The sequence below is a fragment of the Breoghania sp. genome, from assembly GCF_030066895.1.
In the GTDB taxonomy this organism is placed as follows: Bacteria; Pseudomonadota; Alphaproteobacteria; order Rhizobiales; family Stappiaceae; genus Breoghania.
Genome location: NZ_JASJAV010000001.1, coordinates 147,510 through 162,884, shown reverse-complemented (window position 1 = coordinate 162,884; position 15,375 = coordinate 147,510). Strand labels below are relative to the sequence as shown.

Below are 15,375 nucleotides of genomic sequence, written 5' to 3'. Positions count from 1 at the left end.
GATGCGATCGCCGTACCAGCGGGAGTTTTGAGATGGGTTTGAGTGTCTGGCAGATTTTGATCATCGCCGTGGTGGCGGTCCTCTTGTTCGGTCGGGGCCGTATCTCCGATCTGATGGGGGATGTTGCCAAGGGGATCAAAAGCTTCAAGAAAGTCATGGCGGAAGAAGACGAAGACGAGATGAAGTCCGCCAACAAGACCATCGACCATCAGGCCTCGGATGCGGTCTCGCTTCAGGAGAAGGCGGAAGATCACTCCAAGACCTCGAGCTGATGTCGAACGGTTTGATGTCGTCTTGAAATGCCGGTGGGCGGAGTTTTCCGCCCTCCAAGTTCCGTCGCTGTGACCAGACAGGCGCGCGCGCCGGGACGGGACGCGCCTTCGATCCGCCCCAATGGTAGGTCGTTTTGGGCGAGCGCGCGTATGTTGATCGGATTCCGATAGGAATGACCGTCTATGTTCGATGTTGGCTGGACTGAACTTCTCGTTGTTGCCGCCATTGCGATTATCGTGGTGGGGCCGAAGGATTTGCCGCGGATGCTGCGCACCTTCGGTCAGATCGTCGGCAAGCTGAGGCGCATGGCGAACGAATTCCAGTCCACGTTCAATGACGCCGTGAAAGAGGCGGAGAGGCAGGCCGATATCGACGACATGCGCAAGCAGGTCGAGGCCGTCGGCAATTTCGATCCGCTCGGCGACATCAAGAAGTTGGTCGAGCCGGTGAAGAAGGCCGGGGATGAGCTGGCCAAGGACATCAATTCCCGCCTCGATGTCGACAGCAAGCCCGCCGAAACGAAGTCAGTTGAAGACAAGGCCACGGCCAAGCCGAGTGAGCCGGAGAAACCCGCTGCTCCGGCCACAACGCAGGATCCCGTGACCACGGCATCTCCGGCGGCTTCTTCTGCGAATTCGTCCACATCAACGCCAAAGAAGACTACGGCCGCGAAAACGACGGGGTCGAAGACGACCCGCGCCAAGTCCACAGGGACGAAAGCGGCTGGGGCGACGAAAGCGGCGGGCATCGCGAAATCCCGCACGACTCGGTCAGCCTCCTCCAAGTCTTCCACCGCCAAGGAGGGCGTGTCGAAGGCGAGCACATCGAAGGCGGGCACTAGCAAATCGTCTTCAACCAAGTTGGGTACGACGAAATCGACCCGCTCCGAGGCGGCAAAGTCTACCGCGTCCAAGAGCGCTGCCAAGAAACCGGCGGCGGGAGCATCCAAAACGAAAACAACCAAAGCCAAGTCTGCGGCGGCCAAGTCTGCGACGCCCCCCGCTGCCGGCGATACGTCTGATGCCGGGAGCACGTCATGACCAATGAGGATATGGACGAGGTCGAGGCGTCCAAGGCTCCGCTGATCGAACACCTGATCGAGCTGCGTTTGCGGCTGATCAAGTCGGTGATCGCGATCCTGATCGCGTTCTTCATCTGCATCTATTTCGCGTCGGACATCTTCAACATCCTGATCCGCCCCTATGAGTGGGCGGCCGGGCCGCAGCACCCGCTGGAGCTGATCTACACGGCGCCGCAGGAATATTTCTTCACCCAGTTGAAGCTGGCGCTTTTCGGTGCGTTGTTCCTGGCTTTTCCGGTGATTGCGACGCAGGTCTACATGTTCGTCGCTCCCGGCCTCTACAAGAACGAGCGCGGGGCGTTCCTGTCCTATCTCTTCGCCACGCCCATCCTCTTCGCGATCGGTGCGTGCCTCGTCTATTTCCTGGTCATGCCCATGGCGATGACCTTCTTCCTGTCGATGGAGCAGACGGGAACCGCGACGCAAGCGGTGATCAAGCACCTGCCCAAGGTCAGCGAATATCTCGGACTGATCATGATTCTGATCTTAGCCTTCGGTTTCGTCTTCCAGTTGCCGGTGATCCTGACGCTGCTGGCGCGCGCCGATCTGGTCAATTCCGATACGCTGAAGCAGAAGCACAAATGGGCGGTGGTGATCACCTTCATCATGGCCGCGGTTCTGACCCCGCCCGATCCGATCAGCCAGATCGGCCTTGCGATCCCGACCTTGCTCCTCTACGAGTTCTCCATCCTCGCCGTGAAGTTCGTCGAACGTCGCCGTGAGGAGGCTTTGGCGGAACGCGACGCGGCCTGACGATCGCGCCTTGTTTCTTTGTCGCGAGGTTCCGGTGCTGCGGCTCTGAGCCTTGTTCCGCCTCGGGTCGTGTCTCGTCAGTCCCGCGCCTGTCTGCGGGCCCATTCTTAACCGGAACTGATCCCGGAACAGACCTATGCTCGATATCAAGTGGATCCGCGCCAATCCGGAAGTGCTCGATCGTGCGCTCCAAACCCGAGGTGCCGAGCCCGCCGCCCAGCGTCTGATCGACCTCGACGACGCACGCCGCGCCCATGTTACCTGCCTGCAGGAAGCCCAGGAGCGTCGCAACGCCGCCTCCAAGGAGATCGGCAAGGCCAAGGGGTCTGGCGATGAGGAAAAGGCCAAGGCGCTCATCGACGAGGTTGCCGAGATCAAGTCCTTCATCCAGTCGGGTGAAGACGAGGCGCGCAAGCTCGATGAGGCGCTGGAACATGCGCTTGAGGTCATCCCGAACCTGCCGCTCGAATATGTGCCGGTGGGCGCGGATGAGAACGACAATGTCGTCCATCATTTCCACGGCGAAAAGCCCAGCTTCGACTTCGAGCCGAAGGAACACTTCGAGATCGCCGGACTTGCGGACGAGTTCGATTTCGAGCGTGCGGCGAAGCTGTCCGGCGCCCGGTTTGCGGTTCTTCGCGGCGAGCTGGCCGCGCTAGAGCGTGCGCTTGGTCAGTTCATGATCAACCTGCAGACCCGCGAGCACGGCTACGAGGAAGTCTCTCCGCCGCTTCTGGTGCGCGACGAGCCGCTTTACGGCACCGCGCAGTTGCCGAAATTCTCTGAGGATCTGTTCCACACGATCGACGGTCGCTGGCTGATTCCGACGGCGGAAGTGCCGCTGACCAATCTGGTGCGCGAGGAAATCCTCGACGAGGCCGTGCTGCCGATGCGGGTGACGGCGTTGACCTACTGCTTCCGTTCCGAGGCGGGGGCGGCCGGGCGCGACGTGCGCGGTATCCTGCGCCAGCACCAGTTCCTGAAATGCGAGCTTGTTTCCGTCACCAAGCCCAACGAATCGATTGCCGAACACGAGCGCATGCTGTCGTGTGCCGAAGAGGTTCTGAAACATCTCGGGCTGCATTATCGAGTGGTGACGCTGTGCACCGGCGACATGGGCTTCGGAGCGCGCAAGACCTACGATATCGAGGTCTGGCTGCCGGGGCAGGGAACCTATCGCGAGATTTCGTCCTGCTCGGTTTGCGGCGATTTCCAGGCACGGCGGATGAATGCCCGGTACCGGCCTTCGGGCGAGAAGGGGCTGCAATTCGTCCACACGCTGAACGGCTCCGGCCTTGCAGTCGGCCGCGCGTTGATCGCGGTGGTGGAGAATTATCAGAACGCCGTCGGCTCCGTGACCATTCCGGAGGTCCTGCGGCCGCTGATGGGCGGTGTTGAGGTGATCGGCAAGAAGTAAGCTGCCCGGAACTGAGCAGTGAACTGAACGGTTTGGGGAAGAGACAATGCGAATTCTGGCCACCAACGATGACGGCATTCATGCTCCCGGCCTGAAGGTGGCCGAATGGATCGCAAGGACCCTCACCGACGAGGTGTGGGTCGTCGCTCCGGAGACGGATCAGAGCGGTGTGGCGCATTCGCTGTTCCTCAATGATCGGCTACGGTTGCGCGATCTCGGTTCCAACCGGTTCGCTGTGCGCGGCATGCCGACCGATTGCGTCATCATGGGCGTGAAGCACATCATGAAGGAGGCGCCGGATCTGGTGATTTCCGGCGTCAATCGCGGCCAGAACCTCGCCGACGACGTTACCTATTCCGGCACCGTGGCTGGTGCGATGGAGGGTACGTTCCTCGGCATCCGCTCCGTGGCGCTGTCCCAGACCTACGGCATCGTCAACAAGAACCAGGCGCCGTTCGAGATGGCCGAGCACCACGATCCCGATCTTCTGCGCCGGTTGCTGGAACGCCCGCATCCCACGGGCAAGTTCTACAACATCAACTTCCCCGACTGTGCTCCGGAAGACGTGGCCGGTATCGAGGTCACCGTTCAGGGCCGCCGCAACGCCGAGCAGCTCTATGTCGATGAGCGGTTTGACGGGCGCGGCAATCCCTATTTCTGGATCGCGTTCCACCGTCATTGGCAGGAACCGGTTGCTGGCATGGATCTTCATGCTATCTACGCCAACAAGATTTCCGTGACCCCGCTGGGCCTCGATCTCACCGATCACGGAAGTATGAGCGATCTCAGCGATTTTTTTGCATAATGATTGTGTGACGCCGACAACCGGGGCGCGTGCCTGCTGATGCGGACCGGTCGCTGGTCGGTTTTGGGGAACGGGCACATGCTATGAGCGATGCCGATGACGATGCTCCGCTGCGCAGCGAGATGGAACGCGAAGCCTGCCTCGGCCTGATCCTCGACCTGCGCTCGCGCGGGATTCGTGACACGCGCCTGCTGAGCGCGATCGAGCGCGTGCCGCGTCGCCTGTTCCTGTCGGCGCGCCAGCACACGCTCGCCTATGTCGATACCCAGCTTCCCATCGAATGCGGTCAGACGACGCCCGCGCCCTCCGTCATGGCGCGGATGATCGAGGCGCTGGAGTTGAAACCGGAACATCGCGTTCTCCATGTCGGGTCCGGATCCGGTTATCAGGCGGTGGTTCTCGGGCAGATGGTCAACGAGGTAGTGACGCTGGAGCGCTACCGCACGCTGGTCGATCTCGCGCACCAGCGGTTCGTCACCTTGAAGCTCACGAATGTGGAGATCCGTCACGCCGACGGGTTGGCCGGGCTCAAGGGCAAGGACGACGACGAAGTGGAGCGGTTCGACCGTATCCTGTTGTCCGGTTCGGTCGCGACGCTTCCCCGCGCGCTGATGGACAATCTGGACGAGGGTGGAACGCTTGTCGCGCCGATCGGCCCGGCGGGTGCGGAACAACGGCTGATGCGCCTGACCGCCGACGGCAAGCAGGATGATCTCGGCCCGGTTCGCCTCGTGCCTTTGGCTGAGGGACTGGCCACGCGCCTCTAGGGTGCGAGCGGCGTTTATATAACTTCCTGTAATCGGACGGAAAATCGGGCGGGCTGTGTCGGGCCTGTCGAATGCGGCCAGACTTTGTCCCCTGAACGCTATCCGTTTTCCCCCGGACCTCCCCGCAAACCAGCTGCTATGCTTGAGCCTTTCTCATCGTTCTGTGCCTAATTGGGGCGGGCTTAAATCTTTGTCAACGTTACCGCGCTTAACTTTTTCCAACATGAAATTCTGCCTGAATTTCTTACCGAGTTGAGCCATGTCCGCCAAACGATTGCACTTTAGGTCCCGTTTGCTGACCCGGGTTGCCGCGATCGCGCTCCTTGCCGGTTTCGCGGCAGGGTGCAGCAGATCGGTGGAGCGCTTCGGCGACCCGATCTACACCGGCGGTACGGCGAATCAGCGCGATATTCTTGCCAACCCGCCGAGCCAGCCGTCCTACGACGAGGTCGCGGGTAACGGGGCTGTCAGCCCGGCGCCGCAGAAGCGTGCGCCGACGGTGGCCTCTGCGCCGCTGCCGCCGGTTGGCCACTCCCGCACGAACAAGCCGCTCTATACCGCTTCCATTCCGAAGTTCGAGCCCATTGCTCAGCCGGCGCAATCTGCCATGCCCGCACCGATCGCCTCCAACACGCAGCCGCGCTACGGTGGTTGGAGATCCGCGGGTGGCACCGTCGTGACGCTCGAGTCCCGCGAAACGGTGGATTCGGCCGCGCGGCGCTACGGTGTCCCGCCGAAGGCCATCGTCGCGGTCAACGGCATCGGGGATCCGGATCTGGTACACGCCGGATCGCAGATCATCATTCCGACCTACGTCTATAACGGTCACAAGGTGGTCAACCCGACCCGGCGGACGGCTGCGGCCGAAACCACGGCCGTGGAAAGCCGGACGGCGGGTGCCGTCCCGTCCGCGCCTGCCAAGCCGACGCGGATCAAGACCGTGCGGGTGGCGACGCGGATCGAAGTCATTCCGGACTCAAAGCCGCGTCAGGTTTTGCACACCGCTTCCGCGCCGCGGGCGGCAGTATCCGCCGCTCCCGAACAGCACACGGCGTCGATCGACACGAATGCCCGGCCGCCGCGCAAGCCTTCCGTTTCTTCCGGCAGCGCTCCGCGTGTTGCGGTTGCCACGGCCGAGCCGGAAACCCGATCTGCCACACACACCGACGTCAAGCATGAGGCCCGTCGCGAGGAGGCGCCCAAGGCGCCGATCAAGACCGCCTCGATCCAGCAGGACGAGACGCCTGCAGCGGTCGCCACGGACAATACCAATCGTTTCCGCTGGCCGGTGCGCGGGCGCATCATTTCCAGCTTCGGCTCCAAGCCGGGCGGTACGCGCAATGACGGCATCAACCTGGCGGTGCCGGAAGGAACGGCGATGCGCGCGGTTGAAAGCGGCACGGTCATCTATTCCGGCAACGAGCTGAAGGGGTACGGCAACCTGGTGCTGATACGCCACGAGGGCGGCTGGGTTTCTGCTTACGCACACAATTCCGAGCTTGAGGTGCGCCGCGGCGACATCGTGCGGCGCGGTGAGGTGGTTGCCAAGGCGGGCTCGACGGGCACTGTCAACCAGCCCCAGCTTCATTTCGAACTTCGGCAGGGCAACAAGCCGGTCGATCCGATGCAGTACCTGCCGAAATCCTCGTAACGAGGGTTACGAGTCAAAAGAAAAAGGCTCTCCTCACGGCGGTGAGTGGAGCCTTTTGTTTATGTGGTCGTACTTGAGGCGTCGGAGTGTTCAGGCGGGCGTCGGGAGGCTGGCTGGAGTTGGAGCCTCCTGACTGGGCCGCCGTACTGCCGGATTTACGGTGTTGCCGTATGCCTTCGCGCTTGCCCTCCACACCGGTGTCATCCCCGCGAAAGCGGGGATCCAGCATTCCAGAGACCTCCGCGGTCCGTGCGCTTCCACCCGATCCTGTGGTTACTGGATCCCCGCCTTTGCGGGGATGACAGTCCGGGGAATGGGGGTGAGGTTTAGAACAAACCGCCCAAGCGCTACTCTATCAGTCGAGCGTGACGCCCTGACGGCCTGCGAGGTCCTGGATGTACTGCCAGGCGACGCGACCGGAGCGTGAGCCGCGGGTGGTCGACCATTCGACCACCTCGGCGTGCAAGGTGTCCTCGTCGATGGTCAGATCGAAATGGGCGACGTAGCCCTTCACCATTTCCAGATAGTCGTCCTGGCTGCACTTGTGGAAGCCGATCCACAGGCCAAAGCGATCCGACAGCGAGACCCTTTCCTCCACCGCCTCGCCGGGATTGATGCCGGTGGCGCGCTCGTTCTCCATCATGTCGCGCGGCAGAAGATGGCGACGGTTGGAAGTGGCGTAGAACAAGACATTGGCCGAGCGCCCCTAGATGCCGCCTTCAAGAACCGCCTTCAGCGACTTGTAGGACGTGTAGTCGCCGTCGAAGGAAAGGTTGTCGCAGAAGATGATGAAGCGGTAGGGCGCGGGGCGCAGAAGCCCCATCAGGATCGGCAGGCTCTCGATGTCCTCGCGGTGGATCTCGATCAGCTTCAGGGGCGATTTGCCCTCTGCTGCCAGTTCCGTATTCACGTGGGCGTGGGAAGTCTTGACGAGAGACGACTTGCCCATGCCGCGCGCGCCACAGGAGCGCGTTGTTGGCGGGCAGGCCCCGGGCGAAGCGTTCGGTATTGGAAACGAGCGTGTCGCGCATCCGGCCGACGGCCTGAAGCAACGTCATGGCAATACGATTGACGTGTGGTAATGATTCGAGCAGACGTTCTCCGACTACCCAGATAAAGGCGTCGGCGGCTTCGAAATCGGGTGTCGGTACGTCGGCGGGGACCGCCTTGGTGATGAGGTCGATCAGCCGATCGAGCTTGTCTCCGATAAGCGCGAGTTCCGATTTGTCAGCCATGGTTCAAACGATAACCTCCGTATTGTTGTGCCGGATGACGCATGTTTTTTGCGCTCTCCGGCGGCGCGGCGCGCGTTCGCCGGGCATTTGCCTGGCCGGGGCGGAGCGTCATTGCGCCTCTATCACGGTGGGGCAGGGGGACAAAAGGTAACTCGGGGCGAAAGTGGTACGTATGCGCTAGCGTGTCCTATAAGGGGCGATCGGGCTCCGGCTTTGCTTGCAAAGCTGCCACGCGCGGGTATAGTCCGCGCGACTTGTAATCCCCGGCCGATTGACCATGTCATTCGCCGCCACCCGCATGGCGCCCGAGGCGTCGGCAGGGGTTTGAAGAGAAACACCTAAGGAGAGGCCCATCATGTTCGTGACCCCGGCCTATGCCCAGACCGGTGCAGCTGCCGGCGGCGGAGAGCTGCTGCTTAATATTCTGCCGTTCGTCCTGATCTTTGCAGTCATGTACTTCCTGATCATCCGCCCGCAGCGTCAGCGGATGAAACAGCATCAGGAAATGGTCAATTCCCTGCGCCGCGGCTACACCATCGTCACCACCGGCGGCATCGTCGGCAAGGTCGTGAAGGTTCTGGACGAAGCGGAAGCCCAGATCGAGATCGCCGAGGGCGTCAAGGTCAAGGTGGTCCGCTCCATGATCCAGGACGTCCGTTCCAAGGGTGAACCCGCCAAGGAATAACGGGTAGGGTAATCTTCGCACACGCAAAGCTGTCCGGTCCGTCGGACGGTACAGCACGGGTGACGTATAAATGCTTTATTTCGCACGCTGGAAAGTCGTTCTGATCGCGCTGCTGGTTATCCTTGGCGCGATGTTTACTGTTCCGAATTTTTTCACCCGCGAGGAAGTCGCATCCTGGCCGGAGTGGGTTCCGGGCCGCCAGCTCGTGCTGGGTCTGGACCTGCAGGGCGGTGCATATCTGCTCTATGAGGTCGACCGGGAATCGTATCAGAAGAAGCGGCTGCAGTCGCTGGTGGGCGAGATCCGCAACGCCCTTCGCAAGAGCGAGCCGCGCATCGGTTACACCGGTCTCGGTGTGAAGGGCGATGACAGCGTGGAGCTGCGCCTGCGCGATACCGCGCGTATCGCGGATGCCCGAGAACGGCTGAAGGATCTGGTCAATCCGCTGGATGCCAGCCTGTTCTCCGGCAGCCAGGTCAACGAATTCTCCTTCGATATCTCCGATGACGGTCAGGTCCGCTTCGCCTTCAGCGAAGAGGGCCTTGCCCAGCGCATCCATTCGGTGGTCGATCAGTCGATCGAGGTGATCCGTCGCCGCGTCGATCAGCTCGGCACGACCGAGCCGTCGATCCAGCGCCAGGGCGAAAACCGCATCCTCGTGGAAGCGCCGGGCCTTGACGATCCGGAGCATCTGAAGACGCTGATCGGCCAGACCGCCCAGATGACCTTCCATCTGGTCAACGTCAACGCCAACGTCCAGCAGGCGATCCAGACGCGTCCGCCGGCCGGTGGCCTTCTGGTCTATTCCACCGACGATCCTCCGGTTCTCTACCTGATCGAGGAAGAGCCGCTCCTTACGGGCGAGGATCTCGACGATTCTCAGGCGACCTTCGATCAGCGCTCGAACGAGCCGGTCGTGACCTTCCGCTTCAACACTGCGGGCGCACGCAAGTTCGCCAAGGTGACCAAGCAGAATGTCGGGCGTCCCTTCGCCATCGTGCTTGATAACGAAGTGATTTCGGCCCCGGTCATTCGCGAGCCGATCCTCGGCGGATCCGGTCAGATCTCCGGCAACTTCACGGTTGAGTCGGCAAACGACCTTTCCATCCTGCTGCGCGCCGGTGCATTGCCCGCCCAGCTCACCATCGTTCAGGAACGCACCGTCGGTCCGAGCCTTGGTGCGGACTCGGTGGAAGCGGGCAAGATCGCCTCGCTGGTCGGTATCTTCGCGGTCGCCATCTTCATGATTATGGCCTATGGCCTGTTCGGGATCCTGGCCGATGTGGCGCTGTTCGTGAACATGGTGCTGATCTTCGGCGCGCTGTCCTTTCTGGGCGCCACGCTGACGCTTCCTGGCATCGCGGGCATCGTGCTGACCGTCGGCATGGCGGTCGACGCCAACGTGCTCATCTACGAACGCATCCGAGAGGAATCGCGCAACGGGCGATCGGTCGTATCGTCGCTAGATGCCGGCTTCTCCAGAGCGCTCGGTACCATTCTGGATGCCAACATCACCACGCTGATCGCCGCCGTGATCCTGTTCTATCTGGGGTCGGGCCCGATCCGCGGTTTCGCCGTGACGCTTGCCATCGGTATCGTCACCACCGTGTTCTCGGCGTTCACCTTCACCCGGTTCCTTGTTTCGTTGTGGCTGCGTGGTCGCCGCCCCTCGAAATTGCCAATCTGAGCGAACCGGAAGGGAAAAGACATGCGCTTACTCAGGATTGTCCCGGAGAACACGCACTTCGGGTTCATTAAGAACCGCTTCATCAGTTTCACGCTGTCCGGCACGCTCGCGGTTCTCTCCATCGTGTTGTTTTTCGCGATGGGGTTGAACTACGGCATCGACTTCCAGGGCGGTACGGTCATCGAAATTGCTACGAAGAACGGCCCCGCCAATATCGGCGATATCCGTTCCGAATTGGGCGAACTTCGCCTCGGTGACGTGCAGGTTCAGGAATTCGGCGCGCCCAACGATGTGCTGATCCGCATCGAGCGTCAGCCCGGCGGGGAACAGGCTCAGCAGCGTGCCGTCGGTCTGATCCGCGACACGTTCGGCGACACGGTCGACTTCCGTCGTGTCGAGGTCGTCGGTCCGCGCGTTTCCGGCGAACTGGCCCAGGCCGGTACGCTCGCCGTCGTGGTCTCGCTTCTGGCGGTGCTGGTCTATATCTGGTTCCGGTTCGAGTGGCAGTTCGCGCTCGGGGCGGTTATCGCGACGGTGCATGACGTCATCCTGACGATCGGCATGTTCGCGGTGCTTCGGCTCGACTTCTCGCTCTCCAGTATCGCGGCGATCCTGACGATCGTGGGTTATTCCCTCAACGATACGGTGGTGGTCTACGACCGTACCCGCGAGGATATGCGCAAGTTCAAGAAGATGCCGCTCCTGGAACTGCTCGACCGGGCTATCAACCAGACCCTGTCGCGCACGACGATGACCTCGTTCACCACCCTGCTGGCCCTTATCTCGCTTTATATCTTCGGCGGAGAAGTGATCCGGGCCTTCACCTTCGCGATGATCTGGGGCGTAGTGGTGGGAACGTATTCCTCGATCTTCGTGGCCGCTCCGGTCCTGAACTTCCTGAACCTGCGGCGTGGCCCGGATGCTTCGGGCGGCAAGGCGGACAAGGAGCAGGCGAAGACAGCCTGAGCGAGCGATGGCGCAATGTCCCAAGGGCTTCTGGTCGGGGGAAGCGAAAGGTCTCGTCATTCGCGAGGCCCATTTCCCCGGATGTGCGCCGATCGACGCCTATGGCGACGGCGGTTTCCGGTTCGCGGACATGTCTCATCGCGGCTCGCTGCTGGTGCTGCCGAGCGGCATTCACGGTTGGGGCGTGAGCTCCACGGCGGATTTCTCTTCCGAGACGTTCGCCCCTGTCTTCGAGCAGGCCGACTATATCGAAATCCTGCTTGTCGGCTGCGGACCTGAGCTGGTGCGGCTCGACAAGGATCTCCATCAGATGTTTCGCGCGGCCGGGATCATGGCCGATGTGATGTCGACCGGGGCCGCGGTGCGCACGCTCAATGTGCTTTTGGCCGAAAACAGGGCGGTCGCCGCTGCCCTGATCGCCGTTGAATGACGGGGGCGGCTCGGTGGGACGGGGATGCAATGCGGCTAAAGGGGGTGGTGGCACGATGGCTGCCCGGCTCTATCTTCTCCTGCAATGATTGATATCTACGCCCATTGTCAGGAGGTGGTCCGCGAGTTTAACCGCGACCGCTATTTCACCACGTTGTTCGCCCCCGCGGACAGGCGTCCGGCAGTCTTTGCTCTCTACGCCTTCAACGCTGAAATCGCCGGTATCCGGGACAAGGTTTCCGATGCGCTGCCGGGCGAGGTTCGTCTGCAATGGTGGCGGGACGTTCTGACGGGTGACGGGCACGGTGATGTCACCGCCAATCCGGTCGCAGCCGCGCTTCTTGAGACGATCGCGAAATACAATCTGCCGCAGGAAGCGTTTCTCAATCTGATCGAGGCGCGCGTCTTCGACCTCTACGAGGATCCGATGCCGACGCTGGCCGATCTTGAGGGCTATGCGGGGGAAACGGCGTCGGTGCCGATTCAGCTTGCCTCGATGATCCTGACCGACGATCCGGCCAAGGCAATGTGCGATGCGTCGGGGCACGGCGGCGTCGCCTATGCATTGACGGGATTGCTGCGCTCCTTGCCCTGGCATGCCCGGCGCCGACAGATGTATCTGCCCGGCGATCTGCTTGAGCGGTTCGGCGTCGATCCGAATGCCGTATTCTGCGGAAAGTCGACGCCGGAGTTGAAGGCCTGTCTGGCGGAGATGCGGGCGATCGCGCGCCGCCACATGGATCAGACGCGCTACAAGATCGAAGGGCTCGGCAAGGGCTGTGGCCCGGCGCTGTTGCCGGTGGCGCTGGTGGAGCCCTATCTCAACCGCATGGAGCGTCCGGACTACGATCCCCTGAACGAGGTGATCGAGATCCCGCAATGGCGCCGTCAGTGGATCTTGTGGCGTGCCAGCCGACAGGCGACGAAGTCGAAGGCGTCTTGACCTGCGTCCGGTGCGGCGGGATCGGCACGTCGATTTCGAAACCGCATTTCCGAAAGTCGTTTTGAAAAGAACCTCTCCGGCGTCATCCCGGACGCGGTGCAGCATGGAATGCTGCTTCGCAGATCCGGGATCGAGGCACGATGTCAGCGATGCGGGGAAATGCGATTTGCCGCGCGTCATCCCGTGTCTGCACGGCAGCACTGACGTGCAGACACGGGATGACGCTGAGCCTTTTCGGGTATCAATGATCTACAACTGGAAATGGCGGTCCGACCTCAGTCAGCTCCCCCAAGCCACGCCTCGAAATCGGCCGATGCACGGGAGGTGAGCGCGCGCTTTTTCGCCTTGGCCTTGTCCGGGTCCTTCATGCGCTTGCCGTCTTCCGTCTTCTTCGAAAATTCAACCGGCGGGAACAGGCCGAAATTGACGTTCATCGGCTGGAAGGAGCGTTTGCCCGCGTCCTCGCCGTCCAGGTGGCCGACCGTGATATGATTGAGAAGCGCACCCATGGCCGTGGTGACCGGTGGCGGGGTGATCTCTCGGCCTAGTCGCTCGGTCGCGGCGAAGCGGCCCGCCATGCATCCCACTGCGGACGATTCCACATATCCCTCGCAGCCGGTGATCTGCCCGGCGAAGCGAATACGCGGTTCAACCTTTAGTCGAAGGAATCCATCCAGGATCTTGGGTGAGTTAAGGAACGCGTTGCGATGCAATCCGCCAAGACGGGCGAATTGCGCGTTCTCCAACCCTGGGATCATGCGGAAGATCTCCGTCTGTACCCCGTATTTCAGCTTCGTCTGGAAGCCGACCATATTGTAGAGAGTGCCGAGCGCATTGTCCTGGCGAAGCTGGACGACCGCGTAGGCCTTTTCGTCCGGCTTGTGGGAATTGGTCAGGCCCATTGGTTTCATCGGGCCGTGGCGCAGGGTCTCGCGGCCGCGCTCGGCCATCACCTCGATGGGCAGGCACCCGTCAAAATAGGGCGTCTTCTCCCATTCCTTGAACTCGGTCTTTTCGCCTGCAATGAGCGCGTCGACGAAGGCCTCGTACTGGTCGCGGTTCATCGGACAGTTGATGTAGTCCGCACCCGTTCCGCCGGGGCCGATCTTGTCGTAGCGCGACTGGAACCAGGCCGTGTCCATATCGATCGAATCGAAATGGATGATCGGGGCGATGGTATCGAAAAACGCCAGCGCATCCTCGTCGGTGATCAAGAGCACCGCTTCGCTCAAGGCGGGTGACGTCAGCGGCCCGGTGGCGATGACGACGCTGTCCCAGTCGGCGGGCGGCACGGCATTGATCTCCTCGCGGCGAATCGTGACGAGCGGATGCTCTTCCAGCGCCTTGGTCACGGCGGCGGAAAATCCGTGCCGGTCGACGGCCAGCGCGCTGCCGGCGGGAACCTGGTTGGCATCGGCGCACGACATGATCAGCGAGCCCGCGCGGCGCAATTCCGCGTGAATCAGACCGACCGCGTTCAGTTCCGCATCGTCGGAGCGGAAGGAATTGGAGCACACCAGCTCCGCCAGCTCGTCGCTTACATGCGCGTCTGTGCCGCGTTCGGGGCGCATTTCGTGCAGAATGACGGGAACGCCCGCCTGGACGATCTGCCAGGTGGCTTCTGAACCGGCCAGACCGCCGCCGATAACGTGGATTGGGTTCATATGGTTTGTCCCGCCTTGTGTGATTGGGATGTCGCCTGCATTTTCGCGTCTGCACGTTTTCGTGGTGCGCAGAAAAAGCTCTCTGGGCGCTGCTGATAGCTCGTCGGCTTGGTAGACGCAACGTTTCTGCGTAACTCTGAAGGCATCGACCTTAGGGTAAGCGAATCTTCAGGCGGAAGGACGGCGGATGGGGCAGCATGGGTGGAGAGAGCGGGCGGCGTTTGTCGTCGTCGGGCTGTCACTGGCCGACTGCGCCGGTCAGGCTGCGAACTCTGCATCGAGCTGGTATGCCCAACACGACTCGGTGGCCCCGCGTGGGGACAAGGTCGTCATCTGCCACGACTTCGGGTGCGCCTCGCGCACTCCGGTGCGTTTTTCGGCCAAGGATCTCTCCAGACTGAAGTTCATTCTATCGGAAGGCGCTGAATTGCCGCAGGCCGAGCGCAAGGCGGTGGCGCGCGCCGTTCAGTGGCAGGAAAGACGGGTCGTGCCCACTGTCGGCTCCGCAAACGGCAAGGGCGGCATGACCTTTGACTCAGGTGTCCGGGGCCAGATAGATTGCATCGACGAGGCAACGAACACCACCAACCTGCTGCTCGTGGCGCAACGCCACGGTTTGCTGAAGTATCACGAGGTTCGCAGTCCGGTCGCCCGCGGCTTCTTCCTCGATGGGTGCTATCCGCATGCAATCGGCGGTTCTGGCGGAAAAGAACAGCGGAAAGACCTTTGGGGTGGATTCGTGGACCCATGACAACGGCGAGCTGTCCGACGTGATGCCGCTGGCGCGCTGGTTTGCGCAATATCCCAACGCCTGACGTTTCAATCATTTCGATCGGAAATCTTCCCTCTCGCCAGCTCTTCGAGAGGGGAAGTGCGGGCGTGTCTCACGACGGGGCCGTTTGCGAAGACTTGTGCGCACAAAATAAAAGGCCCGCCGGGGGAAGGACCGGCGGGCCTTTTGTCCGAGCGGGGAAAGAGAGGGATAAAGACCCCGCCACCTGCTTCGATTATGGAATGAT

The 15,375-nt window shown here is 61.8% G+C and carries 14 protein-coding genes and 1 pseudogene; 13 read left to right on the top strand and 2 right to left on the bottom strand.

Translation table 11 applies throughout. The annotated features are described in order from the left end of the window. Window positions 1–32 precede the first annotated feature (32 nt). From QNJ43_RS00895 to QNJ43_RS00865, 7 genes are all read left to right on the top strand, one after another. Window positions 33–272 (top strand): twin-arginine translocase TatA/TatE family subunit, encoded by a 240-nt coding sequence (locus QNJ43_RS00895; protein WP_300466628.1) that lies wholly within the window; start codon window positions 33–35, stop codon window positions 270–272. 183 nt (window positions 273–455) lie between these two features. Next, window positions 456–1,313, top strand: a complete 858-nt coding sequence (gene tatB / locus QNJ43_RS00890; protein WP_300466626.1) for a Sec-independent protein translocase protein TatB — start codon at window positions 456–458, stop codon at window positions 1,311–1,313. Then, window positions 1,310–2,107, top strand: coding sequence for a twin-arginine translocase subunit TatC (tatC, locus tag QNJ43_RS00885; RefSeq protein WP_300466624.1), 798 nt, complete (start codon window positions 1,310–1,312; stop codon window positions 2,105–2,107). The genes tatB and tatC overlap by 4 nt, the downstream gene beginning before the upstream one ends. A 136-nt stretch (window positions 2,108–2,243) precedes the next feature. Next, window positions 2,244–3,524 carry a serine--tRNA ligase gene (serS, locus tag QNJ43_RS00880; protein ID WP_300466622.1) on the top strand — a complete coding sequence of 427 codons (1,281 nt, stop codon included), beginning with the start codon at window positions 2,244–2,246 and terminating at the stop codon, window positions 3,522–3,524. Window positions 3,525–3,570: 46 nt separating this feature from the next. Continuing rightward, window positions 3,571–4,329 carry a 5'/3'-nucleotidase SurE gene (surE, locus tag QNJ43_RS00875; protein WP_300466620.1) on the top strand — a complete coding sequence of 253 codons (759 nt, stop codon included), beginning with the start codon at window positions 3,571–3,573 and terminating at the stop codon, window positions 4,327–4,329. An 83-nt stretch (window positions 4,330–4,412) separates the two neighbouring features. Beyond that, complete coding sequence (locus tag QNJ43_RS00870; RefSeq protein ID WP_300466618.1) at window positions 4,413–5,096, top strand: protein-L-isoaspartate(D-aspartate) O-methyltransferase; 684 nt, start codon at window positions 4,413–4,415, stop codon at window positions 5,094–5,096. Window positions 5,097–5,388: 292 nt separating this feature from the next. Next, a complete protein-coding gene (locus tag QNJ43_RS00865) occupies window positions 5,389–6,747 on the top strand; it encodes a M23 family metallopeptidase (protein ID WP_300466616.1) in 1,359 nt (452 codons plus the stop codon). Between the two features lie 355 nt (window positions 6,748–7,102). Here the strand turns inward: QNJ43_RS00865 and QNJ43_RS00860 are convergent. Next, window positions 7,103–7,982: pseudogene (locus tag QNJ43_RS00860) on the bottom strand (ATP-binding protein). A 355-nt stretch (window positions 7,983–8,337) separates the two neighbouring features. Between QNJ43_RS00860 and yajC the strand changes: the two are divergent. The 5 genes from yajC (at window position 8,338) to QNJ43_RS00835 (ending at window position 12,692) form a co-directional block, all read left to right on the top strand. Next, the gene (gene yajC, locus QNJ43_RS00855; protein ID WP_300466614.1) at window positions 8,338–8,667 is read left to right on the top strand and encodes a preprotein translocase subunit YajC; all 330 of its coding nucleotides are present in this window, start codon (window positions 8,338–8,340) and stop codon (window positions 8,665–8,667) included. 70 nt (window positions 8,668–8,737) lie between these two features. Next, window positions 8,738–10,354: a protein translocase subunit SecD gene (secD, locus tag QNJ43_RS00850; RefSeq protein WP_300466612.1), complete on the top strand. Its 1,617-nt coding sequence runs from the start codon at window positions 8,738–8,740 to the stop codon at window positions 10,352–10,354. A 21-nt stretch (window positions 10,355–10,375) separates the two neighbouring features. After that, window positions 10,376–11,320: a protein translocase subunit SecF gene (gene secF / locus QNJ43_RS00845; RefSeq protein WP_300466610.1), complete on the top strand. Its 945-nt coding sequence runs from the start codon at window positions 10,376–10,378 to the stop codon at window positions 11,318–11,320. A gap of 7 nt (window positions 11,321–11,327) precedes the next feature. Further along, a complete protein-coding gene (locus QNJ43_RS00840) occupies window positions 11,328–11,750 on the top strand; it encodes an Mth938-like domain-containing protein (protein WP_300466608.1) in 423 nt (140 codons plus the stop codon). Between the two features lie 84 nt (window positions 11,751–11,834). After that, entirely contained in the window at window positions 11,835–12,692 is an 858-nt protein-coding gene (locus tag QNJ43_RS00835) for a phytoene/squalene synthase family protein (RefSeq protein WP_300466606.1), read from the top strand. 275 nt (window positions 12,693–12,967) lie between these two features. Here QNJ43_RS00835 and trmFO read toward each other — a convergent pair whose 3' ends face one another. Further along, window positions 12,968–14,356: a methylenetetrahydrofolate--tRNA-(uracil(54)-C(5))-methyltransferase (FADH(2)-oxidizing) TrmFO gene (gene trmFO, locus QNJ43_RS00830; RefSeq protein WP_300466604.1), complete on the bottom strand. Its 1,389-nt coding sequence runs from the start codon at window positions 14,354–14,356 to the stop codon at window positions 12,968–12,970. Between the two features lie 187 nt (window positions 14,357–14,543). Here trmFO and QNJ43_RS00825 point away from each other — a divergent pair, with 187 nt between their 5' ends. Further along, window positions 14,544–15,107 (top strand): hypothetical protein, encoded by a 564-nt coding sequence (locus QNJ43_RS00825; protein WP_300466602.1) that lies wholly within the window; start codon window positions 14,544–14,546, stop codon window positions 15,105–15,107. Window positions 15,108–15,375: the final 268 nt, after the last annotated feature.

Excerpts from the sequence above, each read along its gene's own strand:
- QNJ43_RS00895 (WP_300466628.1), top strand. The coding sequence starts at position 33 with ATGGGTTTGAGTGTCTGGCAGATTTTGATCATCGCCGTGGTGGCGGTC.
- tatB (WP_300466626.1), top strand. The coding sequence starts at position 456 with ATGTTCGATGTTGGCTGGACTGAACTTCTCGTTGTTGCCGCCATTGCG.
- tatC (WP_300466624.1), top strand. The coding sequence starts at position 1,310 with ATGACCAATGAGGATATGGACGAGGTCGAGGCGTCCAAGGCTCCGCTG.
- serS (WP_300466622.1), top strand. The coding sequence starts at position 2,244 with ATGCTCGATATCAAGTGGATCCGCGCCAATCCGGAAGTGCTCGATCGT.
- surE (WP_300466620.1), top strand. The coding sequence starts at position 3,571 with ATGCGAATTCTGGCCACCAACGATGACGGCATTCATGCTCCCGGCCTG.
- QNJ43_RS00870 (WP_300466618.1), top strand. The coding sequence starts at position 4,413 with ATGAGCGATGCCGATGACGATGCTCCGCTGCGCAGCGAGATGGAACGC.
- yajC (WP_300466614.1), top strand. The coding sequence starts at position 8,338 with ATGTTCGTGACCCCGGCCTATGCCCAGACCGGTGCAGCTGCCGGCGGC.
- secD (WP_300466612.1), top strand. The coding sequence starts at position 8,738 with ATGCTTTATTTCGCACGCTGGAAAGTCGTTCTGATCGCGCTGCTGGTT.
- secF (WP_300466610.1), top strand. The coding sequence starts at position 10,376 with ATGCGCTTACTCAGGATTGTCCCGGAGAACACGCACTTCGGGTTCATT.
- QNJ43_RS00840 (WP_300466608.1), top strand. The coding sequence starts at position 11,328 with ATGGCGCAATGTCCCAAGGGCTTCTGGTCGGGGGAAGCGAAAGGTCTC.
- QNJ43_RS00835 (WP_300466606.1), top strand. The coding sequence starts at position 11,835 with ATGATTGATATCTACGCCCATTGTCAGGAGGTGGTCCGCGAGTTTAAC.
- trmFO (WP_300466604.1), bottom strand. The coding sequence starts at position 14,356 with ATGAACCCAATCCACGTTATCGGCGGCGGTCTGGCCGGTTCAGAAGCC.
- QNJ43_RS00825 (WP_300466602.1), top strand. The coding sequence starts at position 14,544 with ATGGGGCAGCATGGGTGGAGAGAGCGGGCGGCGTTTGTCGTCGTCGGG.